Source organism: Gudongella sp. DL1XJH-153 (assembly GCF_049310905.1).
Classification (GTDB): domain Bacteria; phylum Bacillota; class Clostridia; order Tissierellales; family Tissierellaceae; genus Gudongella.
On sequence record NZ_JBMEMN010000029.1, the window covers coordinates 1 to 21944 of the forward strand.

At 36.0% G+C, this 21944-nt stretch carries 28 protein-coding genes; 3 read left to right on the top strand and 25 right to left on the bottom strand.

Features of this window, described 5'->3' with window-relative positions; all coding sequences use genetic code 11:
* Positions 1 to 153 precede the first annotated feature (153 nt).
* From ACOEN1_RS10615 to ACOEN1_RS10650, 8 genes are all read right to left on the bottom strand, one after another.
* A complete protein-coding gene (locus ACOEN1_RS10615; RefSeq protein WP_422486876.1) occupies positions 154 to 1380 on the bottom strand; it encodes an L-lactate MFS transporter in 1227 nt (408 codons plus the stop codon).
* A complete protein-coding gene (gene purE / locus ACOEN1_RS10620; protein ID WP_422486877.1) occupies positions 1367 to 1912 on the bottom strand; it encodes a 5-(carboxyamino)imidazole ribonucleotide mutase in 546 nt (181 codons plus the stop codon). Before purE ends, ACOEN1_RS10615 begins: the two co-directional genes overlap by 14 nt.
* A 48-nt stretch (positions 1913 to 1960) precedes the next feature.
* Complete coding sequence (purK, locus tag ACOEN1_RS10625) at positions 1961 to 3139, bottom strand: 5-(carboxyamino)imidazole ribonucleotide synthase (RefSeq protein WP_422486878.1); 1179 nt, start codon at positions 3137 to 3139, stop codon at positions 1961 to 1963.
* A gap of 109 nt (positions 3140 to 3248) precedes the next feature.
* On the bottom strand, positions 3249 to 3611 hold the full coding sequence (locus ACOEN1_RS10630; protein ID WP_422486879.1) for a DUF2294 domain-containing protein: 363 nt from the start codon (positions 3609 to 3611) through the stop codon (positions 3249 to 3251).
* A 236-nt stretch (positions 3612 to 3847) separates the two neighbouring features.
* Positions 3848 to 4114 (bottom strand): transaldolase family protein, encoded by a 267-nt coding sequence (locus tag ACOEN1_RS10635; RefSeq protein ID WP_422486905.1) that lies wholly within the window; start codon positions 4112 to 4114, stop codon positions 3848 to 3850.
* 37 nt (positions 4115 to 4151) lie between these two features.
* Positions 4152 to 4322: a hypothetical protein gene (locus tag ACOEN1_RS10640; protein ID WP_422486880.1), complete on the bottom strand. Its 171-nt coding sequence runs from the start codon at positions 4320 to 4322 to the stop codon at positions 4152 to 4154.
* A 224-nt stretch (positions 4323 to 4546) separates the two neighbouring features.
* Positions 4547 to 4903: a hypothetical protein gene (locus tag ACOEN1_RS10645; RefSeq protein ID WP_422486881.1), complete on the bottom strand. Its 357-nt coding sequence runs from the start codon at positions 4901 to 4903 to the stop codon at positions 4547 to 4549.
* A 139-nt stretch (positions 4904 to 5042) separates the two neighbouring features.
* A complete protein-coding gene (locus tag ACOEN1_RS10650; protein ID WP_422486906.1) occupies positions 5043 to 5558 on the bottom strand; it encodes a CPBP family intramembrane glutamic endopeptidase in 516 nt (171 codons plus the stop codon).
* Between ACOEN1_RS10650 and ACOEN1_RS10655 the strand changes: the two genes are divergently transcribed.
* Positions 5533 to 5763 (top strand): hypothetical protein, encoded by a 231-nt coding sequence (locus ACOEN1_RS10655; protein ID WP_422486907.1) that lies wholly within the window; start codon positions 5533 to 5535, stop codon positions 5761 to 5763. The two genes, ACOEN1_RS10650 and ACOEN1_RS10655, sit on opposite strands and share 26 nt — an antisense overlap.
* Positions 5764 to 5869: 106 nt before the next feature.
* On the opposite strand, the gene ACOEN1_RS10660 is transcribed toward ACOEN1_RS10655, so the two are convergent.
* The 4 genes from ACOEN1_RS10660 to ACOEN1_RS10675 form a co-directional block, all read right to left on the bottom strand.
* Positions 5870 to 6562 carry an aspartate/glutamate racemase family protein gene (locus ACOEN1_RS10660; RefSeq protein ID WP_422486882.1) on the bottom strand — a complete coding sequence of 231 codons (693 nt, stop codon included), beginning with the start codon at positions 6560 to 6562 and terminating at the stop codon, positions 5870 to 5872.
* A 28-nt stretch (positions 6563 to 6590) separates the two neighbouring features.
* A complete protein-coding gene (locus ACOEN1_RS10665; protein ID WP_422486883.1) occupies positions 6591 to 7250 on the bottom strand; it encodes a molybdopterin-dependent oxidoreductase in 660 nt (219 codons plus the stop codon).
* An 806-nt stretch (positions 7251 to 8056) separates the two neighbouring features.
* Positions 8057 to 8779 (bottom strand): flavodoxin family protein, encoded by a 723-nt coding sequence (locus ACOEN1_RS10670; RefSeq protein WP_422486884.1) that lies wholly within the window; start codon positions 8777 to 8779, stop codon positions 8057 to 8059.
* An 85-nt stretch (positions 8780 to 8864) separates the two neighbouring features.
* Positions 8865 to 9653 (bottom strand): REP-associated tyrosine transposase, encoded by a 789-nt coding sequence (locus tag ACOEN1_RS10675; protein ID WP_422486885.1) that lies wholly within the window; start codon positions 9651 to 9653, stop codon positions 8865 to 8867.
* Positions 9654 to 9725: 72 nt separating this feature from the next.
* On the opposite strand from ACOEN1_RS10675, the gene ACOEN1_RS10680 reads away from it, so the two are divergent.
* Positions 9726 to 11375, top strand: a complete 1650-nt coding sequence (locus ACOEN1_RS10680; RefSeq protein WP_422486886.1) for a hypothetical protein — start codon at positions 9726 to 9728, stop codon at positions 11373 to 11375.
* A 10-nt stretch (positions 11376 to 11385) separates the two neighbouring features.
* Positions 11386 to 11568, top strand: coding sequence for a helix-turn-helix domain-containing protein (locus ACOEN1_RS10685; RefSeq protein ID WP_422486887.1), 183 nt, complete (start codon positions 11386 to 11388; stop codon positions 11566 to 11568).
* A 950-nt stretch (positions 11569 to 12518) separates the two neighbouring features.
* On the opposite strand, the gene ACOEN1_RS10690 is transcribed toward ACOEN1_RS10685, so the two are convergent.
* From ACOEN1_RS10690 to ACOEN1_RS10750, 13 genes are all read right to left on the bottom strand, one after another.
* Entirely contained in the window at positions 12519 to 13091 is a 573-nt protein-coding gene (locus tag ACOEN1_RS10690) for a hypothetical protein (protein WP_422486888.1), read from the bottom strand.
* A gap of 23 nt (positions 13092 to 13114) precedes the next feature.
* Positions 13115 to 13588, bottom strand: a complete 474-nt coding sequence (locus ACOEN1_RS10695) for a hypothetical protein (protein ID WP_422486889.1) — start codon at positions 13586 to 13588, stop codon at positions 13115 to 13117.
* 7 nt (positions 13589 to 13595) lie between these two features.
* A complete protein-coding gene (locus ACOEN1_RS10700) occupies positions 13596 to 13937 on the bottom strand; it encodes a hypothetical protein (RefSeq protein WP_422486890.1) in 342 nt (113 codons plus the stop codon).
* Positions 13938 to 14038: 101 nt separating this feature from the next.
* Positions 14039 to 14983, bottom strand: a complete 945-nt coding sequence (locus ACOEN1_RS10705; RefSeq protein WP_422486891.1) for a tyrosine-type recombinase/integrase — start codon at positions 14981 to 14983, stop codon at positions 14039 to 14041.
* A 9-nt stretch (positions 14984 to 14992) separates the two neighbouring features.
* A complete protein-coding gene (locus ACOEN1_RS10710; protein ID WP_422486892.1) occupies positions 14993 to 15223 on the bottom strand; it encodes a hypothetical protein in 231 nt (76 codons plus the stop codon).
* Positions 15224 to 15256: 33 nt separating this feature from the next.
* Positions 15257 to 15409, bottom strand: a complete 153-nt coding sequence (locus tag ACOEN1_RS10715) for a hypothetical protein (RefSeq protein WP_422486893.1) — start codon at positions 15407 to 15409, stop codon at positions 15257 to 15259.
* A 161-nt stretch (positions 15410 to 15570) separates the two neighbouring features.
* Positions 15571 to 16434 (bottom strand): DUF4438 domain-containing protein, encoded by an 864-nt coding sequence (locus tag ACOEN1_RS10720; RefSeq protein WP_422486894.1) that lies wholly within the window; start codon positions 16432 to 16434, stop codon positions 15571 to 15573.
* Positions 16435 to 16469: 35 nt separating this feature from the next.
* Positions 16470 to 17291: a M55 family metallopeptidase gene (locus ACOEN1_RS10725; RefSeq protein WP_422486895.1), complete on the bottom strand. Its 822-nt coding sequence runs from the start codon at positions 17289 to 17291 to the stop codon at positions 16470 to 16472.
* A gap of 56 nt (positions 17292 to 17347) precedes the next feature.
* Positions 17348 to 18382 (bottom strand): dipeptidase, encoded by a 1035-nt coding sequence (locus ACOEN1_RS10730; protein ID WP_422486896.1) that lies wholly within the window; start codon positions 18380 to 18382, stop codon positions 17348 to 17350.
* A 93-nt stretch (positions 18383 to 18475) separates the two neighbouring features.
* Positions 18476 to 19024 (bottom strand): helix-turn-helix domain-containing protein, encoded by a 549-nt coding sequence (locus ACOEN1_RS10735; RefSeq protein ID WP_422486897.1) that lies wholly within the window; start codon positions 19022 to 19024, stop codon positions 18476 to 18478.
* Between the two features lie 15 nt (positions 19025 to 19039).
* Positions 19040 to 20032, bottom strand: a complete 993-nt coding sequence (locus ACOEN1_RS10740) for an ABC transporter ATP-binding protein (protein WP_422486898.1) — start codon at positions 20030 to 20032, stop codon at positions 19040 to 19042.
* A 2-nt stretch (positions 20033 to 20034) separates the two neighbouring features.
* The gene (locus tag ACOEN1_RS10745; RefSeq protein WP_422486899.1) at positions 20035 to 21015 is read right to left on the bottom strand and encodes an ABC transporter ATP-binding protein; all 981 of its coding nucleotides are present in this window, start codon (positions 21013 to 21015) and stop codon (positions 20035 to 20037) included.
* A 1-nt stretch (position 21016) separates the two neighbouring features.
* Positions 21017 to 21943, bottom strand: a complete 927-nt coding sequence (locus ACOEN1_RS10750) for an ABC transporter permease (protein ID WP_422486900.1) — start codon at positions 21941 to 21943, stop codon at positions 21017 to 21019.
* Position 21944 lies beyond the last annotated feature (1 nt).

Here is a 21944-nt window from a genome sequence, read left to right on the forward strand (position 1 = left end):
TTGGCTATGTGCTTGGCACTATCAACCCGCACTGGGGACTTTCACCCGTTAGATTGCACCCATGCCGGGCGCACTGAAAAAAAGCGTCTGAAGATGAATTTAAGACGCTTTTTATGATACTCATATAAGGAAATTTTAGTTCCTGTCCTTTCATTACTCTATTTGAGGTTCATTGTGGATGTATCTATGTGTTATGGATATTCCAATCAGGCACAACACAATTATATAATAGAAGACATATATATAGCTTCCAAGATAATCGAGTATTACCCCAGATGTTGATACACCAACTATAGCTCCAATTCCGTATGCTGTAAAAACCAGTCCATAGTTTTCACTGTAATTCTTCATTCCGAAAAACTTCAGAGTTGATGTTGGAGCTATCGCAAGCCATCCACCCAGGTTTAGCCAAAATATTGAGAATGTTACTATATAGACTATGCTACTATTTTCTAAGCTAATTATGGCAATTGCAGCGGCCATTATCATCAGATAGGATAGAATCATTGCATGCCTTGGACTGAAATGATCGGAAATCAACCCGAAAATTGGTCTACCTACACCATTGAAAATTGCAAACAGAGCCATCAAGCCTGTCACCATTGATGCATCAAGCTCAAAATGATCAATTCCCACATTGGTGGTCATGCCAATCATCGTCAGTCCTACCATTGTACCAATAATAAAATTCAAGTAGATTCCCTTAAAGGTCCTGGTCCTTATCATCTCAACCAGTGGAATTTCCTTTGAGATTCGGAAATGGTTTTTCTTGTTTTTATAATTATATACAGCTTCATTTTCAGGATATTTGAATGGTAACGCCATTAGTGGTATCAAAATTCCAAAACCTGCCCCCAACACTAGAAATGTCCGCATTACCCCATAGTTTTCAACAAGTGTTCTTGCAAGTGGAGCCGTTATCAGTGGAGAAAGACCAAAACCTACCAGCACAAGTCCTGATGCAATTCCCTTCTTATCAGGAAACCACTTTGCAATAACATTCATAAGAACACCATAAGCAATTCCCACCCCTGCACCACTTATGCATCCATATGCAATAGTCAGTAAGAAGATATTCGTAGCAAATGAGGATAATATCCAACCCAGTGACACCAATAGTCCACCAATTATGATGGTGTTCCTAGGTTGGAACCTCTCAATATGCTTTCCTGAAAGAAGCATGAACAGAGCATAGAATGCCAATGCGAACATATATGGCATCCCACTTTCAGCCAGACCTACCTTCAATTCATTCTGCAGCTCAACCCTGAATATACTATAAGAATACACCGTTCCAAGTAACATCATGATCAGTATGCCTAAAAGAATATATTTCCAACGACTATTAACAATTGTAGTATTAAACTTACTTAGAGACATTGGTATCAACTGCTTCCAAGCTTTCATCTAATTTTTGATCCAGGCTGTAGATCATGTTTCCCTTAATATCTTCACTTCTCTCAATCAATCTATCATGAAGTTCAAAATCGTTCACTCCAAGAATTCTTGCCGCAAGCAGACCTGCATTCTTTGAATTGTTGATACCAACGGTAGCAACAGGTACACCTCCCGGCATTTGTACAATTGACAGCAATGAATCCAATCCATCCAGCTCCTTTAGTCTTACAGGCACACCTATTACCGGCAGTTGAGTCATTGAAGCAACCATGCCAGGTAGATGGGCCGCACCACCAGCTCCTGCTATTATTACTTTTATTCCTCTATCCTTGGCAGCATGTGCATATTCATACATTCTCTCCGGTGTTCTGTGTGCTGAAACAACATTAATTTCAAAAGGGATTGACAGTTCCTTCATCACTATAGCGGCATTCTTCATTACCATCAAATCCGATTCACTTCCCATTATAATACCTACCTTTGGTTCGATGTTGCCAAATTCCATTTTTCCCATTTAATTACCTCCATTTACATTTTGACCCAGTCAACAAAAGACTTAAGCCTACTTTTTAAAATCCTTTTCAATGATCCTTAGTTGACTCATCGCTTTCCTTGCTTTGAAATCTGCATCATCACTTGTTTCACCGAGGGCTGTTAAGTGTCCTATTTTCCTTAGGTTGCTTGTATCAGGTTTTCCGTACAGGTGAAAGTGGCAATCTTCATAATGAAGCATCTCATCCAGTCCGCCAATCACATAATCTCCACTTATATCCTGATTTCCAAGTATGTTGTACATTGCACATGGCATTCTTAGCTGTGTTGATCCCGCTGGCATTCCGCATACTACCCTAACCAGCTGCTCAAACTGGGAAGCGACACATCCTTCAATAGTATAGTGTCCTGAATTATGAGGTCGAGGGGCGATTTCGTTAACCAATACATCTAAGTTCTTATCAACAAAAAATTCTATACAGTACACACCAAAATCATCAAGTGAATTAACAATTTTTTCACTTATGCCATGAATTCTATCTACAACCTTATCAGGAATTGAAGCAGGTACAATTGAATTGATCAGAATGCTATTTCTGTGAACATTTTCTGAAACGGGATAAAAAGATATCCCCGAGTAATCCCTAACAACAATAATTGAAACCTCTTTGATATAATCAATAAATTCCTCGATAAAAATTTCCTGGTTGCCAAATTCTGGGAACACCTTGTCCAAATCATCCATGTTTTTAATGATCAGATTCCCTTTACCATCGTAACCATCCCTACTCGACTTGATAATTGCCCTTTGACTTAGGAACTCAAACTTGGTCTTAAGATCCTCATAACTTTTTACCATCCAAAAGTCCGGTACCTTTACCCCAATTTCCTTGAGAAATGTTTTCTGCTTGTATTTGTTTTGAATTAAACCCAATGTTCTTGAAGAAGGTACTACCATGTACCCCTCCTTTTCAACCCCCTCTAGTATTTCAGAGTCTATATGCTCAAACTCATAGGTGATAACATCTGACTTAATGGCCAGCTCTTTATAGGCTGCCTCGTCATTATAACCTGCAACTATTTGTTCATCTGCCACCTGACCAGCAGGAGAATTGGCCTTTGGGTCCAATACAATAACATGATAGCCCATTCTCTTTGCTTCAAAAACAAACATTCTACCAAGTTGTCCTCCACCAACCACTCCTATTGTTGCAGGTGGATACAACTTTCTTAAACTCTTGCTATTCATTTGCCACCATCCTTATTATTATTAAAAAAAGCCAATAACAATCCCTATACAGAAATTGTTACTGGCTTACTTTTAGACTGGTCTAAAACCATTCCTTTGGTCTTCCTAACTATTCATCTATCACTTTTTCAATATTTTCATCTACAATTACGACTATGATCTTCTCACCTGTCTTTGTGCTGACATCAGAGTGAGTACTGATAACATTAACATCAATCACAGATCGAATGGCATTCTCCAAGCCTTCTCGGGCATTTTCAAAAAGTGCAGTTCTGAGCTTCTTTATTAGTTCTATTCCATCGCGACTTTGGGCTAAATTCTTCTCAGAGGGACTTAAAAAACCCTTCAATCTAATCATAATCATATCCTGAAAAATAATGGTCCGTATCTTTTCTGGTCCACGTCCCATCTGTTCAATCTCAAACTTACTAATTGCTTCGCTGATTTTCGATTCAATTTGTCCTTTTGTCATGAACATCATCTCCAAAACACTTGATCCAATGATTTATATTTTCTATTAGTGAAATTCTACTTCCTACATCAAATAATAATAACATACTTGTGCGACTTTTTCAATCAGATTAGCCACTTAATATAATTGCTTTATTTCGGGATAATTTACTTCTACTTGATGCTCTCCCAATCTGAAAGAAACTTTTCAGTTCCTCGATCTGTAAGTGGATGCTTAAGTGAATCCATAAACACTTGCTAAGGTATGGTTGCAATATCAGCACCTATCAAGGCAGCGCGAACCAGATGACTTCTATTTCGAATCGATGCAACAATAACCTCTGTCTGAGTGTTGTAAACATTAAAAATATCCATGATTTCTTCCACAAGCAACATCCCATCATGACCAATATCATCCAATCTCCCTATAAAAGGTGAATCAAAAGCTGCACCTGCTTTTGCTGCAAACAGCGCCTGGGTGGCTGAAAATACCAAAGTTACATTCACCTTAATACCTTCCGCAATTAGATAAGATTAACTCAGATTCCCATTATCATGATAACTAAATCAAGTTAATTCCAGAAACGTCAACAGTCTTGAAAAATAGAAAACCAGATGTAAATATTTTTAAACCGGACTCTTTAATATCCAGTTTTCTGTTAACAAAAATATCAATTTCATCTATTTGATATGAATCAAATTGACTATGGTCTTTTGGATTTCCCAAATACACGTTTGGGAGATAGATTCGACCTCAGCACAAATTTGTTAATTCGGCATCTATAACTATTGATTTAAACCCCTTTTTATGGATATGATCCTTGACTAGCTCATTGACTTCAATATGCATTTAAATCAACCTTTCTTTGAATGATTCACCCTCGATAAAAGCTTAAGTGGATCCAGGTCTCTTTCTATAGACTTGTCAGACTGGCAGTTGTATCTTTTCTACCAATTCTATAAGGTTATCAGATTCACTTTCTCCTTGATTAGTTGGGTCAAGGGTTCTCCCATGTATTTTACATCAATGTCAAGCTTTTCAAGCTCCTCTGTAACCCCATACAAATCTGCACAGGCTTTGCAGGCTTCAACGGTTATGCCTACATGCATTGCCTTACTTATCTGTTTCTTCAGTTCTTCGTCTTCACTTAACAATCTGGCAGACGGTCCCCATATGATAATATTGATATCTTGCCACCAGCCCTTCGCCTTGCCGTTGATAGTGTACATAAATAACATCTTCAATGCCACTTCCCGATCTTCAGATGTCCATAAGACTGTCAGCTTTTCATTTGAATCAGCTATTTTCAACATTATATAATCTCCTTTCATTTAGCCTGTAGCTTCATTTACACCCATCATGCTTGATAGCTTCCTTAAAGATTAGTTTTCTTCCAGTTGTATATTGAGTCAAGTTGTACCAGTATTACACTTTGGTTTCATTGTGCCAACACTATCCGTAAAATGCCTGCTTAACTTTGTGTTTGTTTCTATTCATAAATATTAAATATATAGCGAGGCTGAATGCAAGCATTGTTAATAGCTCCAAGTAAACACTTGTAAAGGGAATGAAAATAATTCCTGAATATGAGTTAAAGAGACTGTGAGTTATGATACATAAAAATATACTTCTTGTGTTTAAATAAATCACAGTCAATATCAATGAAAAACACAATCCGAGAATTATAAATACAAGTGGATTCATATTTTGCTGAGGAGAGCTGTTGATGAACCAAAGGGGTAGATGCCAAAAAGACCAGATTAAACTGGTAAACAGCGTAGCGATACTTGTTGGATATCTTTTCATAAATTCTGGCAATAAGACCTCTCTCCAACCTATTTCCTCAAGTCCACCAAAAATAATATTTGTAACCATTGCTGGCAGCAATAAATATATCGGTCCATGAAAAAGTTTAGATCCAGCTCCCATTGAGTTCACATTTATGACAAAAGGGATTGATAAAAGCATAAAGGGTACGACAAAAACAAAAACATACCAAAATAAATTAACTTTTAGCCTGGTAATCTGCCTTATAAATCCCCCATACTCAAGTGGATCATGCCCAGAATGTAAACTTAGGAAAGCAGCAATGGTTGGACTTAATCCACCAACAATAAAGAAAATCAAAAATATTGGATGCCCCATTCTAATATCTGTTGTCCTGGTTACATAAGCAAGCAAACCCCACGATAGCCAAGATATAGTGAAGCAGTACACTATGTATTTGAGTATCTTGCTCATAAATATCTCCTCTTTTATTTATGATCCCTTTATCTTAATCATTCTTTGATGGCGAAATCCACAGCAGCCTTGGCATGGATCTCAGTGGTGTCAAATACCTCTATTGATACATCCTTGTCCTTAATCAGCAGTGGAATCTCTGTACAACCCAGAACAACTCCAGTTACGCCAATATCAGCTGCTTCGTTTATTATCTCAACATACTTGCGTCTACTTTCCGGATTCAACTCACCCAGGATCAACTCATTGTATATAATATCATGGATAACCTGTCTGTCTGATTCACCAGGAATTAGGACCTCTATTCCTTTTTGCTCCAGTCTCTCTAGATAGAATGTTCCTTCCATTGTAAATTTTGTCCCAAGCAGCAAAACCTTTTTAACATCTCTTCTGAGGATTTCTTCACTTGTTGCATCTGCTATATGGATTACTTTAAGACCAGTCCCCTCCTCGATATCAGGTGCCATCAGGTGCATTGTATTTGTGCAAATCACAATAAACTCAGCACCAGCTATTTTCAAATTATTTGCTTCCTTAACCATCAAATCCGTTAATGTTTCCCATTCTCCTTTATGCTGCAATTCTTCGATTTCATGGAAATCAAAGGAATACATCAAGCAATTGGCCGAATGGGCTTCCCCTAGTTTTGATTTCACGGACTCATTGATTATCCTGTAATATTCAAGTGAAGACTCCCAACTCATTCCTCCCAATAATCCAATCTTTTTCATGATCTTTCCTCCCCGTTTCTCCACATTTCTATAAATCGGCTTCATTACTGTATCCCCTTCTCTCCCAGTAGCCTTCGTAATCGGACTCGTCTGAGAGCTGGATTTCTGTCACCCATCTAGCCCACTTATATCCTAGCTTATCCTCTGCCACAACTATGAAGGGATAACCCATTTCTGGTGGTAATTCCAGACCATTGGATCTGTAAGCCAGAATAAGCTGATTATTGACAATAGTTTCAAGTGGAAGGGATGTGGTATATCCGTCAACTCCGTGAAAGATAACGGTGTCTGCCTTTGGATCCATACCCGCAGTATTAAATATGTCCTCCAAAAGCGAACCTTCCCAAAGGATCGTAGCATCCCAGCCTTCCACACAATAGAGGGTGATTTTCCTTCTGTAGGTATCAAGTTCGAGAACATCCTCATATGCCAAGTCTATCGGCTCATCAACAAGACCTGTCACCTTAAGAGTATAATCCTCAGTGTCCACGAGCTGAACACCCTTGATGGAATTATCCCTTGGCCCGATGGCAGGATCTAATCTTGCACCCTCGTATTCCCTTATCTCACTCTCCCTGTAGCGATTTTCCGTAGCCATCGACACCCCATCTGTCTCTTCCTGGCTACAACCTCCAACAATTAACAAAAATGACAACATAAGTATAAACACCAACATTTTTCTTTTCATTCTATTCACTCCCTTTGTGTTTCTGGAAACATTTGCAACAAACTAGAGCTGTTCTATTAACGCATTGAGATGGGGTTTTAGGTTTTGTTTAAAGAACACTACGAATAATACATGCTTTTGATTTAACAATCATCTGTGCATACTTCGTCTCCAACAAAAGCAATTATTTAAGCAATTGCTCTCACCTATGTAATAACATTTTTTATATACCCTCAAAATATGGATATATGTCGCAGTCTTAACTTCTGCAAAACAAAATAACCCCAGAGAAATTACTTTCAAATTAAAAAGTATCTCTCTGGGGAATAGTCACTAAAATCCTTTTTTACCAAAATCTCCTTTAATATCATATTTAGTATTATGAAAATATTATTCCCTCCTGTTCTGATAATTCCATCTTACTTTGAATAGGAATACTCGATCCTTTTTCTGAACATGCTAATTTTAGTCATCCATACACGCTTTTGTTATCGCTCTTTTCTTCTACTCCTGATATTCGAGAGAACACATAGTTGATCCACTTGATTATGCTACTTCTATTTCTGCTACTCTCAGCATATAAATTTATTTAAATACGGATAAGCACTTGGCAATGGGTGTATGCTTTGGATCATATCTGATATTGAGCCTTTTTCGTCAATTGGTCCTTTCACATATGAAAATCACAGCCTAACATTTTGTCTTTCCATTCCTTGAGCTTAGAGCACTATAAATTGCCAATACAATGAACTCTTCAGGAGCGATTCTGCCAATGTTTATACTTATCATCGAGGATTATAAAAAACTTCAAATGCAGCCAAACCTCTTTAAGCTTTGAACGGGTTTTTCTCTCCTGTATACCAACCTTTTTCAATCCAGTATTTCTTATCAAGTGAATCCTCATCAGTATATTTCTTCAAAATAAATTTGCTTATTGAATACATGATCCTTATATGGAGATATGGGCTGTGAAGTTTGCCGGAAGCAACCTCCTTGTAGAATGTAGAAGCTTTTTGCTTGATTTGTTTTTCGATTTTGTTTTTTTTATCCAGTTTCAGATTGTCCCACTCATCTCCAAATGTAGCAAAGTTATAGGTGTAAACCCTATTCACGCCCCAATATTTGAGGCTTGTGCTTATTGTTTTCATAGCAGATTTTGCACCAGCACCGACTGTTGAAGATATAATAAAGGTCTTTTTCTCAAACATTTCACTCCTTGCCCTATGTACAATGAAAATAAATGCAAAATGATCAAGGAATGATTTCATGCAACCACTTAAGGAAAGTGCAAAAACGGGAGTAGTAAATATGAGTGCATCAGCCAATACCATTTGATCTAGTATTGGCATTGTATAGTCTGCATGAGGGCACTTTTCTTCTCCCTTTATAAAGCATGTCATACATCCACGACAAAACTCAGGCATATCTTTTGGCAGGAAAAAATCTACACACTCAATCTCTCCTTGACTTTGCATTTCTTTCTTAAACAACTCGGTTGCTTTATAAGTATTTCCTTTTCTTGGACTACCATGCACTACTACAATTTTCACGGGTATTCCACCTCAGTTCTTTATTTTACTAGAAACGCTTCATAATCTTCTCATCTCTAAAGCGTTGGGGACGGTTATTTTTGCTTTAAGCGGTATTCATTCCTCGACTTATTGAATGTACTTTGTTCTTGTCAATTTCAAGCAATCTAGCTATTTTTCGGTGGCTCAGCTTTGTATTTGTCAGTAGACGCTTTACCAACTCCCTTTCGTGTTCTGAACGCCCTTCTCCATATCCAATTTCCAAGATTCCCTTCTCCTTGAAATAGTCGTTGATTGTACTTTGAGCAAGCTCTTGCCTGTTATTCTCGATTTCTTCCTGAGTATCAATGAATTCATTTAAGTCTTCATATCCATGAAAATCCATGAAACTTCGTATACCTCCAGCTATTTCAATAATATCTCCCTTAATACCCTTGTCTAGAATCGTCAAATCTTTGCCAGTATAACTGCTGTAACTGCTCCACTGATATTTCTTTGGGTCATTTTCAATTCCAGCTTTTACAGGATTGTTGTGAACATATCTAATAGCTTGAAGTAAGTGCTGATCATTATTTATTATCTCACTTTTGTATCTATCCTGAAATACATGTCCAACTCTATCCTGTTCTTTGTTTAGCTTCATTGCAAACTTGATATTCACTTTCTTAAGGGCAATTGATATGTCTTCTAATTCACCCTTTAAAACTAAATGCAGATGATTATCCATAATACAGTAAGCTGCAACAGAAATCTTATTCTCGCTCAAATTGCTCTTCAATAGTTCTAATATGAATTTCTTATGTGCTTGATCAGCAAAAATTCTTTCCTTGTTTATCCCTCTCACCATTATATGATAATAGTCAGTAGGACTCTTCATTCTAGCTGCTCTTGGCATAGTATCACCTCAGAATAAGAATATCAGAACAAAAATCAAAAAGCAATAGGAACCGTCCCTATTGCTTTTCTATTGCTTTTCCCGCAAAAAAAAAGGTCAATAGAAGAACTTAAGGGTTCTGAGGAAGCTCTAAGTAAGAGGCTTAAAAGCGAAGGTATCTATAACATTGATGAATATAAGAAGGAAATATCAAGAAAGAATGCAGAACTTAAAAACCAAAGAAATCAATTTGAAAAATTGAGAGTGGCCGAAGAAGATACAGAAAAGATAGTTTATAGCGAAGATACGGTCAATGAGCTAACAGAAAGGCACACTCTAATCAACCAACAATATGAAACAGCAAAAGAGTCCCTGTCAACATTAAAAGGGAAACTAGAAGAAAAGAGAAGTCAACTAGAGAATAAAAACAAAGACTTAATAGAGAAATATGGGAAGACTCCATATATATTTGACGATCCCGACACACACACTGAAAGTTCTATAAAGAAAGAGTTATCGGACCATAAATCACTATACGAAGAACTAAAAAACGAACTTGATTCACTGATAAAAACAGTAAGACATATAACAAGCATTAAAGACCAATTTGAGAACAGGATAAGGGATAATGAAATAGTTTTACCAAAGACAGAAAATCAGATGGAAGTTTCAATTGAAGACATTGAGAAAGTCCAGTCCGAGATTATTGATACCTACAAGAATTATGTAAAAGACCTCACAAACTTAAAAAGTAAAGCTAGAAAGACACTGAACACCCTATATGGCAAGTATGTTGATTTAAGAGGCTCATATGAGTTTTTAAGGAGCTTAAAAGACTCAGAGGACCAAATGTATGACTATGCGATAATAAGCGACAAATTAGTCTATCAAAAGGATATTACAGAAAATCAAATTGAGAATATTAGACAGAGAATATCAGAGGTACAAAACGATAAGAAAAGCTTAGTCAGTATGATACTTCAAAAGCTGGATATGTTAATAAGCGACTTAAACGAGTTTGACAGCAAATCGAAGATAGAAATTGATGGCATGACCAGAAAACTTATTGAGCTGAAAGTTCCAGTTCCAAACGAAGATCTAAAAAGAAAGCATCTTGAAGATTACATTGATAAGGTAATAAACGAGACAATGGTAGAGATAGAGGCTGAGGAATCAGACAATAAAGATGCTTTGAAGATTCTAAAGGAGAAATTAAAGATAAATTCACTTCTTAATGCAATAACACCTTTGGATAATTACAGCTTACGAGTCTATAAAGCTAAAGACACTGTTCAAATGGGTGAAATGGTTAAGTGGGAGGCACTAGAACCCACAACATCCGGAGGAGAAGGTTCCGCTGCAATGCTATTCTTATTCTCAACAATAATAACCTACAAAAGATACAAGACATTGATAAAAGAGGGGAGAAATGACAATTTTAATAAAATCTACAACAGTCCAAAGGTATTAATTATGGACAATCCCTTTGGTGCAATGTCATCAAAACACTTGGTTAAACCCGTTCTTGACCTTGCTGAGAAGTACAATATCCAAATGATATGCTTTACAGCTATAACCGATAGGTCTGTAATCGACCAGTTTAACCTTGTATATACCTTGTATGCAAAGATAACTGCTGATAAAAGTAACAAGTTCCTAAGCGTAAGAAAAGAGAAAGATATTTACGAGAATAAGGACGATGCAGACAAGATACTTCAGACCGTGTTGTTTGAAGTTAAATAAGGAGAATGCCATGGAGAGAATAACTGTTAAAGAGGCTGCTGAGATATTAGATATGCCACACCAAGCGGTACGGGCAGGACTAGAGCAAGGAGTTTTGCCCATTGGTGTTGCCATAAAGAGAAACAGATGGACCTATTATATCTATAGAGAAAAGCTGGAGGCTTGGTTGGAGGGAAGAGTAGTTGTGGAATGACAAATAAAAAAAACAAACCATTTCTGATTTGTTTTTATCCGCCACTGCGGACCCTTTCGGGCAATGTGAATAAATTTTTAATTGAACTCGTAATCTAAATAGTAGGGGTCTAAAACCTTGAATATCCTTTAGTCTGTTTCAATGCCAGGTTGAGAGTAGTGTAAAATAGTAGAGGTCTAAAAATAGCCAACATATAAGGATCCTTGTGTTACCAAAAGGCACATTAGCTTATTCTCTCTATAAGAGGACAAGCTTAAAAGCTTGCCGATAAGCGGACTTATATGCCGGCTCATGGATATTATACGCAAAATTTCTTTACTGAGCAATGAAAGATACTTTCACGCTAATTATAATATAGTTAGTATGAAAAATTTCATCAAACCTTTATGTCATGATTACTAAGCTAAATAGCAGAGGACCATAACAAAAAAAGCAGCCACAACAGGTTGCTTTTTCTGTGTGATGTATTTATTCCGTAAAGAATAGTTTACTGATTTAATGATTGTGCTTTTATCTGATTTAGTGGATTCTACCAAGCTAGTGTTTACAACAGCTCCACTGTGTAGTATCATAAAGGCACTAGAAATACTAACTAGAGTTAGTAGCCATTTCTTGAAAAGGTCACTTCCGGGCAACGGAGTGGCTTTTTTAAGTGCTTAAATGAGTGAAAATATAGTATGATCTAATGAATATATTGGTGAAGCATCAGCTAAATGTGGTCGCCACAATATGTTGTTTTTGACTAGTTTCGCTTTCTGGAAACAGTGCAGTTGATCTTTAAACAAGTAATCGCCCCATCTACTAGACAGGGCGTTTTTTATTGCTAAGGTTTACATAAGTCAGTAAGTTACATTTTACTGATTAAATATATTGATAACTGCCTAGCATTTTTAAATCTCTTATAAATCATATCCTATTTATGTACTAACTTATACTCCACATTATCTTCTTTAATTACCACCTAATTGGTTTAATAGCCTGCTCATGATCATAGCATCTGATAAGGATCTTCTTTTCTTTCCCTTAGCATACTCAACGCCTTCTTCTTTAGCAGCCGCCAATAAACTTATATACGGGCTATTCCCTTTAGGACAATAATCCTCACCTTTATAATCCTTGTAGGATTCTTGAATACAGAACACATCAGCCATATAATTTACTGGATTTACAGTATTATGTGCTTCACTTGACTGTCTAAACAGCCTAATTCCATATCCTGCACCATAAAAGCATACTATTTTCCCTTTGATAGTTTCGACAATCTTATCAGCAACATCAGAAAACATTGGCTTCCCTTCCAAATCCTCTAATGATAACCCATTTACGAAGAAGGCATCTCTATCAATAGGTACTGAAGTATCTATTAATGAATCAAATAAAATATTTTGATTGCTATCAACTATAGAAACTTCGATGATATCAGCATTCTCACCTAACCCTGTAGTTGATAAACCCATCATTACAATATCTTTGCTTTTCAAGTTTTCAAATCTCCATAAAGCTAGTTCTTTGTTATTTGCCATAATTCAACTCCTCTATTTGCTGGTTACTCATCTAGTAGTTCCTTTATAGCTGTCTGTATACAGTTTATTGCTCTGTCATGAATTTTATCACTCGTTCCATTCTTGACAATTTCTCTTATTGATATAAAAACTAAAAGTGAAAAAAAAATAGATTCTACCAAAACCATATTTTGAAATAGATTGTGTTTCATTGTAATCCCAAACCAAGTTATTGAAATAGGGATCATTACTGGTATAAGTAAGTTATTTGATGCATTGTTTCTCTTCAAATCTTCACTAACAATCAACATTCTGCGTAGATCATCTTTTTTATAATGATCTAAATGCTTCTTAGCACTTTCAAACATAGATTTATCGAGTTTGAAAATCTTATTATTCAACCTCCATTGAAGTGTTAGAGTATCAACTCCCCAAACCTCTTGATTTCTAAGTATGTTATTTATTTCATTATGATAATTCATATCTTGTAAACAAGCCTCCTTCCAATAATCAAGCAATCAACCTTTACATGAAACTAAACAAATAGTAGCCTGCCTCTTCGCCCAGGGCATTTCTAAGTATCTCGTTGGCCACATCCTCATCATCAGCTGTCTTTATCCCAAAATCATAACACCATTTATAAGTGTACTCTGCAGTTTCCTCGTCAAAGGAAACCTTATCCTCAATATCCCATACACCATTGTCGCAGACTTCAGCCCACATCATGCCAGTGTGAAGGTCCCAACTTATCTCACAACCCCAACCAGAGGCAGGGCATTGAAAATCACCAGTAGATAGGATTCTACCCTCGCCTGTTTTACCGTAGATACTTTTAATCCTCTTGTCATAGTCCTTCTTCACCTTCACAACATCCTCTCCTTGCATAAAAAAAATAAAGTCCATTTTTAGTAGTTGTTTTTCAATATTTTTTACTCATCATTTTAAATTGTGCTGAGTATGTGTGTTTATCAGTACTCCAGCTTACCCATCTCTGATTGCTTGATTTCATTGCTTATAATGTGTGAATATATATCCAGTGTTATACTTGTGGACGAGTGTCCTAATATGTCGGAAAGAGCCCTAATGTTCATGTTGTTTTGAATGGCATAACTGGCGAATATATGTCTCAATGAATGTGCTGTTATGTTTTTCTCTATTCCGGCTTTCTTGCAAGCCTTCTTAACGATCAGAAGAACATTTCTAGGTGTCATTGGAGAATCCTTCTCCTGTGTTGCTGGGTTGACCCTCTCACTTCTAAACAGATAGTCCGACTTAACATTGTAATCTGCTATATGAAGCTTTTCGATAATGTCCCTAAAATTATAAAGACTCTCCTTTAACTCCGCCTTTAGGGGGATGATCCTCTCCTTGTCACCCTTTCCAAGCACCTTAATCTCATTGTTTATAAAATCTATATCAGAAAACTTAACCTTTACAACCTCTCCTCTTCGAGTGGCCGTATAAAGCATAAACACCACCATAGTAAGGTTTCTAGCCTTGTGGTATACATTATATCCACTTGCTTCTTTAAGCTCGTTAGACAGGTGATTAAGCAGCTGTTTAATCTCTTTTGGCTCAAGTATATCCTTCTTCTTCTTGTTGTTTCTTATGCTCTTGATGTAGCTTGAAAAGTCCTCATCAATGGCTCCCCTCTCCTTGAGAAAAGTGACAAAGGATCTGATTGCACTTCTCTTGATGTTGATACTGCTTGGCTTAAGGTCGGCACTTAGATTGTCAATGTAGTCAAACACAAGCTCCTTAAACTCAAAGTCTCCCTCTGTGTTTTCAGCTGCATACTCAAGCAGACCATTAAGAGCAACATTATATGTGGAGACAGTATTAGGTGACTTCCTCTCTGCCTCCATATTTCTTCTGAATTTTTGGACCTGCTCCTTTAAGATTATATAATCCATATTATCTCCTTACTTCCATCTGGAATTGAGTCTTTTTACATGATAGTCCCTGTCACTGATCCCGCATATGGGGCATCTTTTTACACCCAACTTCTTGTCCTTTACAAACACCACAGGAGTGCTGCAGTAGGGACACCACATTTGATTTGCCTTAAGCTCCACTCTCTCTGGTATTATTTCATCTGGGGGCTTGTCCTTGTCCCTAGTAACAAGAGAGAATAAATTGTATTCTTTCGCCATTTTACCACCATCCAAACTGTTAATACCAGTATATTACAGCCTCCTTAAATTTCTTATAGTGCCTTCTGTTGCCTTTTCCTTAATCTTCTCCATATCAACTTTTTCAGATTGATTTTCACCATTTTCTGAGCATCCAACAAAAAGTAAAGTTCCTGCAAGTAAGATTAAAACCATGATTTTCTTCAATGATATCAACTCCTTATATCTATTATACCTACAATTCAATAAATATATGTTACAAGACCATTACATCCAGGAATATTTAAAATCCCACCATGTTCTATGGTGGGTTCTAAGTAATTTTGCATAAACTTTATCCGGGTTTATTGATTTTTATTTCCGTTAATTTATTTAACTCCCATATAGTTTGTAATATTTGCATTAACATCTTTTATGCCCCTTATTTTAGGAGTTTTGCAAGTCATTATTGTTGTTACCCCTGGCCCATGACCCATTTTAATGCAATCACTATGGATTATTATTCCTATTGATACTGAACCAGATAAATAACCTCTTCCATATGAGTTGTCACAATCTCTCAACAAAACCATATCTCCAAATTTTAACTTATTTATACCACATTCTATATTAGCATCTTCATCTGCAGTCATAATATCATAATCGCCTTCACCTGCTGTTGAGGCACCTATTCCAGATCCCATTAAATATGCTGGAATTTCTGTTACAACAGGAACTTCCAATACTCCATCTTCCCCCACCTTTACATTGATTGACTCAAACAGGTTTGGATCAATATTCATTAATTTCACTTCTGGGAAATCAAGTAATTCAAAACCTTGGCCGAAAGATTTAACTAAAATTTTATCTCCAATAGCCATATTTTCAAGATCTTCTTGTCCAAAATACATAATTGTATGGTCAATTCCACCATGCGCACCAGTTACAAATCCTTTAGATCCTTTTGCATCTCCACTAACAACTTTTGCTTCATTTCCTATACATGCAAGAAGCATAAGGCCTGCATTTCCATTTGCATCCTCAATTTTCATACTAACACCTGGTTCAACATGGTCTCCTGCCCACCCTATGGCAGGATCTCCAATTTTTATATTATAGGTGATTCCTCCTGTAGCAGGCAGTATATGGGAAGTACCATCATGTTTTAGTCTATAAGGACTAGGAGCTTTTGGGTGTGAAATTTCTCCTTGTACTGATTGCATTACTAGTTTACTCTTGTTGGTTTTTAACATAACTATCTCCTTTCAAGACTTCCTCTATTACTACTTTATAATGTAGATGCAGCCAATGTTGTTAATGCCCCACGCACTTTATATGCTTCAATAATATCTTTAGCATTGTATTTTAAACGATTTGCTTCAATCATTCTTGTCCCTGGAATAAGCAGACCAATTTCAGCCATGCCACTATTAAAAAATGATATTTCCAACTCAACTTCACCTTTAATTTCACATGGTTTCACTGAGCTTTTCTTGCGCTTCAAAGCCGTAGAGATATTTTCTTCCATTAATTTATGTACTTTTTTTGGTGGTATACATTTGGCAGTATATCTACTGAGTGCATCCTTTACACTTAGTGCAGTAATATTTGAATCGAATTTTTTAACCTGGTCTGCTAAAATGTTATCACCAGATACAAAGACAACTGGTACCCCATAATGGCCTGCTAGCATAGTATTAAACTCAAATTCTCCTACGATCTCACCATTGATTTTAATCTCTGATATTACTATACTATAATATGAGTGAGCTAAAACTCCTGGCGTATTATGCTTGGCATGATAACCTATGAACATTACAGCATCGTAGCTTTCGTTTATTCCTTCCATCATTCCCAATAGCTTTTGATTTCCTGTTATTAAGCTGGCATCCTCCTCTAATTCTTCAATTAGAATATTTGTCATGGGACCATGAGAATCATTTACTAAAATTTCTTTTGCTCCTGCTGCTTTAGCCCCTCTTATTGCAGCATTTACTTCATTAGTCATCAATGTTCTCGCCCTGTTATAATCGTGTCCTTTTGGACTTGTATGACTGGAATTAACGACTCCACTTATGCCTTCTATATCTGCTGAAATATAAACCTTCATTAGTAAGCTCCTTTCTTCAATTAAACAATTGGATTTTTTAGGTCTCTATATGAAATTTAACTCATAATAGTTTCTAACAATCTTAAGAAGTTATTCCCTAAGATATTTTCTATTTCTTTATCATCATAATTATTTTCGACCATCAACTCAATTAATATTATGATTTCCCTATGGCTGTTCAATGCATCAAAACTATTGTCTCCCTCATTTGATAAACCATCAACATTGTGTTTTTTAAGCTTGTCACATAGGTCAAGACCTAATCCAATATGCTTTGACCCCATTACTGATTTCATATAATCTATATGCTTAAAAAGATCATAAACATTAGCTGTCTTCTTATCTCCAGCGATTGTTTTAGCAGCATTTATTCCAACTATCCCGCCATTTAATGCAATTTTCTTCATTTGGTCATCTGTTAGGTTTCTTTTTATATTATGGATACTTCTAGAATTAGAATGAGATGCAATTAAAGGAGCCTCCACTAATTTCAAAGTATCCTCAATACCTATATCATTAAGATGACTAATATCTACAATCATTTTATTATTATTTGCAAATTTAAGTGCTTCTAATCCAAATTCTGTTATTCCGCCTTCTGTGCCTCTCTCTACAGGTTCAAATGTACATCCATCTGCAGCTGCATTTCGCCTTGACCAAACAAGTCCCATTCCCCTAACTCCCAACTGGTAAAAGATATTTAGTAATTCCAAATCATCTCCCACTGGTTCAAGTCCTTCAAATGACAATATAATACCTATCTTATTGCTTTTTTTCAAAGACTCTACATCTTCCCAATCCTTAACCACCATAAAATTTTCTTGACACTCATTTATATCTTTCAAAATAGCAGAAACCTGTCTCAATGCTACCTTTAAAGCTTTTTCAGGCAAATCTTGATTTTCAATAAAAATTGCAGCTATTACTAATTTAACTCTACCTTCTCTAAACTCTTCCAAATAATCATTATTAAGAACATGATGATTTCCCTTTTGTCTTTGTTTTTCAAGTTCAATGCCAATATCCATATGCATGTCTACGACAAATGCTCTATTCAGGATATCCAAAGATTTTTTACTTGGTAAATTCATAGTATACCTCCAAAAAAGTTGGTCTTCATCAACTTTATATATTCTCATTAGAATTTCTAGTAAAACACTTCCTGCTCCAAGTATTTTGTTTTCTTAAAAAATTGGGGGTGAAATACAACTTAATAGGATGGCAACACTTTCAGAAGGGTTGTAAAGCCTATGGGTAAAATCTTCCCTAATATACAAACTATCCCCTTTTGAAAGATGATATTCATCGCCTCCCAAGTGTACTACTATTTCACCTTCAATCATAAAAATACATTCATCTGCTGAATGGAAAGAGTCACTTTCACTACTCCAACTGTGAGGATTCAACTTCATATAAATAACCTCTAAACTCGGATTTCCACTTTTCAATTTTGTCGGAGTCAAAAATTCATACGTTATATCTGTATCAGGAAGTTCAAGTTTGACTCTTTTGTCCTTTTTAATAAGTACACCCTTCTCATCTTCATCCTTTAAAAAAGCATAGATAGGTACTTCCAATACTTTTGCTATTTTTCTAAGGGCTGTAAGTGAGGGATTTATGATACCCCTTTCTATTTGTGATAAATAACTTGGACTTAATTCAACTAATTCTGACATTTTAGCTAAATTGATTTTCCTACTCTTTCTTACTTCTCTAATTTTTTTCCCTAGCATTTTAATCCCCTAACCTTAAATAAATTTTTCTCCATAATGACATGAAATCATGTGGTTTGGAGCGATTTCTCTATACTCAGGTTCTTTTGTTGTACACAATTCATCACAATACGGACATCTAGTGTGAAATACACATCCTGTAGGAGGGTTAATTGGGCTGGGTATATCACCTTGGAGCAATTGCTTTTTACTGTCTGGCTCACTATCTAATGATGGTATTGCCTGTAATAAAGCTCTGGTATATGGGTGTATTGGGCGTTCAAATATTTCTTCTTTGTTAGCATACTCCATTGTTTTCCCTAAATACATAACCAGTACTTTATCAGCAATATGATTTACTACGCTTAAATCGTGGGATATAAAAATCAAACTAAGTCCAAACTCCTCTTGTAAATCCATCATTAAATTCAATACCTGTGACTGAATGGATACATCAAGTGCTGAAACTGGCTCATCGGCAACGATAAGCTTTGGGTTAAGTGCCATAGCTCTTGCTATACCAATTCTTTGTCTTTGTCCTCCTGAAAATTCGTGAGGGTATCTTCTAATATAAGACGGGTCTAAACCGCATAATTCCATTAATTCTAAAGTTCTTTTGGTTCTATATTTCTTGTCTCCTGTTTTTTGAATGTCCATTGGCTCAGCAATAATATCACCCACTGTCATTCTTGGGTTTAGTGAAGCGTAGGGATCCTGAAACATTATTTGCAGTTCCTTTCTAATATCCCTCATTTCTGCTTTTGATAATTGGCTTAAATTCTTATCCCGGTAAATAATCTCTCCTTCAGTAGGTTCTATTAACCTTAAAACTGTTCTTCCAAGAGTAGATTTTCCACAACCAGATTCTCCTACAACTCCTAGGGTCTCTCCAAACATTACTTCAAAGGATACACCATCTACTGCTTTAACAAAAAGCTTCTTACCATTTCCATCTTTTTTCTCTGTATCAAACCATTGTTTTAAATTAGTAACTTTCAACAAAGGATGGTTTTTGTTTTCCATTTCCATAATTAATCCTCCTGCCACTTATCAGTGTATTTCCAACATCTTACTTGTTGCCCCTGGATATTTGAAATTTCTGGCATAGATGTCTTGCAAATTTCTTTAGCATATTCGCACCTTGGTTCAAAAAGACACCCATCAGGTCTATTTTGTAAACTTGGAACCATACCTTTTATAACATTTAGTCTCTGCTGATGACTTCCTATAACTGGTATGGATTTTATTAGTGCTTCTGTGTATGGATGAAGAGGATTTTTAAAAATCTCTTGAACAGTTCCATATTCCATTGCTTTACCAGCATACATTACCAGTACATTTGTTGAGACTTCAGACACAACTCCTAAATCGTGAGTTATCAAAATTATAGAGGCATTTATCCTATCTTTTAGCTGATTTATCAAATCTAGTATTTGAGCTTGAATGGTTACATCCAATGCAGTGGTAGGCTCATCACATATTAAAAGTTTTGGATTACATGACAAAGCCATTGCTATCATTACTCTTTGCTTCATTCCACCTGATAGTTGATGTGGGTATTCATCAATTCTTTTTTCAGGTGCAGGTATATTTACAAGCTTCAGCATCTCTAAAGCCTTTTCTCTTGAATCTTTTCTATTTAATTTTTGATGAAGTCTGATGTTTTCAATGATTTGATTCCCAACAGTATATACTGGGTTCAAAGAAGTCATTGGTTCCTGAAATATCATTGCAATATCATTACCTCTAATTTTTCTCATTTCTTTTTTGCTAAGTTTTAAGAGATTTTTATCTTCAAACAGTATCTCTCCCCCAACTACTTTTCCTGGGTTCTCCAGCAATCTCATTATGGATAATGCAGTTTGGCTTTTCCCACTACCTGACTCCCCAACAATTCCTAAAGTTTCACCTTTCTTAAGAGAAAAACTTACATCATCGATTGCACGGACAACTCCTTCATCAGTATAAAAATATGTTTTAAGACTGTTTATTTTTAATAAGTTATCCGACATTCTAGCTACCTCCTCCATAATTCTTAAGTTTTGGATCTAGTGCATCTCTTAGGCCATCTCCTAACATATTAAAGCTCAAAACAGTTATCATAATTGCAATTCCTGGGAATATACTATAATAGGCAGCTGAACGCATAAATACCCTAGCAGAGTGTATCATTGCACCCCAACTTGCAGTAGGAGGCTGGACTCCTAATCCTAAAAAGCTCAAACTAGCTTCGTACATTATATCTGCAGGTATATTCAAAGTAGCAATTACTATAATTGTAGATAAGCAATTAGGTATTAAATGTTTGAATATTATCCTAAATCCACTTCCTCCACTTGCTATGGAAGCTTCCACATATTCTTTTTCCTTTAATTGCATTATTTGACCACGTATAACCCTGGCAACCGATGTCCAACCAACAAAGCCTATGGCAATAAATAGATTTATTATTCCTGGTCCCAACACAAACATTATGGTCAAAGCAAATAAAATATGAGGGAAGGAAGCAAATATTTCAATTAGCCTAGATATAACCGTATCAACCTTGCCTCCATAATACCCTGCTAAAGATCCCATTACAACTCCTATAAATAAGGCAATTGTCTCTGCAACTATCCCAACACTAAGAGATATTCTTGCACCATAAATAATCCTGGATAAAATATCCCTTCCAAATTCATCAGTTCCCAATAAATGGTCACCAGAAGGTGGTTCCATTATTCTTAACATATCCTGTTCAGCCGGATCGTAAGGAGCTATCCAAGGTGCAAAAATCGCTATTAAGATTAAAGCAATTAAAATAAATAGACTAACCATTGCAAATTTATTTTTCTTTAATCTTTTAATTGCATCTCCATAAAAACTTGAATAAACCACTTCTTCATTTAGTTGTTGCTCTATAAAAACGTCTTTTTTCTGAAACAACTTAAATATTCCCATT

Excerpts from the sequence above, each read along its gene's own strand:
- ACOEN1_RS10615 (WP_422486876.1), bottom strand. The coding sequence starts at position 1,380 with ATGTCTCTAAGTAAGTTTAATACTACAATTGTTAATAGTCGTTGGAAA.
- purE (WP_422486877.1), bottom strand. The coding sequence starts at position 1,912 with ATGGGAAAAATGGAATTTGGCAACATCGAACCAAAGGTAGGTATTATA.
- purK (WP_422486878.1), bottom strand. The coding sequence starts at position 3,139 with ATGAATAGCAAGAGTTTAAGAAAGTTGTATCCACCTGCAACAATAGGA.
- ACOEN1_RS10630 (WP_422486879.1), bottom strand. The coding sequence starts at position 3,611 with ATGACAAAAGGACAAATTGAATCGAAAATCAGCGAAGCAATTAGTAAG.
- ACOEN1_RS10645 (WP_422486881.1), bottom strand. The coding sequence starts at position 4,903 with ATGTTGAAAATAGCTGATTCAAATGAAAAGCTGACAGTCTTATGGACA.
- ACOEN1_RS10655 (WP_422486907.1), top strand. The coding sequence starts at position 5,533 with ATGACAAAAGGGATTGATAAAAGCATAAAGGGTACGACAAAAACAAAA.
- ACOEN1_RS10650 (WP_422486906.1), bottom strand. The coding sequence starts at position 5,558 with ATGCTTTTATCAATCCCTTTTGTCATAAATGTGAACTCAATGGGAGCT.
- ACOEN1_RS10660 (WP_422486882.1), bottom strand. The coding sequence starts at position 6,562 with ATGAAAAAGATTGGATTATTGGGAGGAATGAGTTGGGAGTCTTCACTT.
- ACOEN1_RS10665 (WP_422486883.1), bottom strand. The coding sequence starts at position 7,250 with ATGAAAAGAAAAATGTTGGTGTTTATACTTATGTTGTCATTTTTGTTA.
- ACOEN1_RS10675 (WP_422486885.1), bottom strand. The coding sequence starts at position 9,653 with ATGCCAAGAGCAGCTAGAATGAAGAGTCCTACTGACTATTATCATATA.
- ACOEN1_RS10685 (WP_422486887.1), top strand. The coding sequence starts at position 11,386 with ATGGAGAGAATAACTGTTAAAGAGGCTGCTGAGATATTAGATATGCCA.
- ACOEN1_RS10690 (WP_422486888.1), bottom strand. The coding sequence starts at position 13,091 with ATGGCAAATAACAAAGAACTAGCTTTATGGAGATTTGAAAACTTGAAA.
- ACOEN1_RS10705 (WP_422486891.1), bottom strand. The coding sequence starts at position 14,983 with ATGGATTATATAATCTTAAAGGAGCAGGTCCAAAAATTCAGAAGAAAT.
- ACOEN1_RS10710 (WP_422486892.1), bottom strand. The coding sequence starts at position 15,223 with ATGGCGAAAGAATACAATTTATTCTCTCTTGTTACTAGGGACAAGGAC.
- ACOEN1_RS10720 (WP_422486894.1), bottom strand. The coding sequence starts at position 16,434 with ATGTTAAAAACCAACAAGAGTAAACTAGTAATGCAATCAGTACAAGGA.
- ACOEN1_RS10725 (WP_422486895.1), bottom strand. The coding sequence starts at position 17,291 with ATGAAGGTTTATATTTCAGCAGATATAGAAGGCATAAGTGGAGTCGTT.
- ACOEN1_RS10730 (WP_422486896.1), bottom strand. The coding sequence starts at position 18,382 with ATGAATTTACCAAGTAAAAAATCTTTGGATATCCTGAATAGAGCATTT.
- ACOEN1_RS10735 (WP_422486897.1), bottom strand. The coding sequence starts at position 19,024 with ATGCTAGGGAAAAAAATTAGAGAAGTAAGAAAGAGTAGGAAAATCAAT.
- ACOEN1_RS10740 (WP_422486898.1), bottom strand. The coding sequence starts at position 20,032 with ATGGAAATGGAAAACAAAAACCATCCTTTGTTGAAAGTTACTAATTTA.
- ACOEN1_RS10745 (WP_422486899.1), bottom strand. The coding sequence starts at position 21,015 with ATGTCGGATAACTTATTAAAAATAAACAGTCTTAAAACATATTTTTAT.
- ACOEN1_RS10750 (WP_422486900.1), bottom strand. The coding sequence starts at position 21,943 with ATGGGAATATTTAAGTTGTTTCAGAAAAAAGACGTTTTTATAGAGCAA.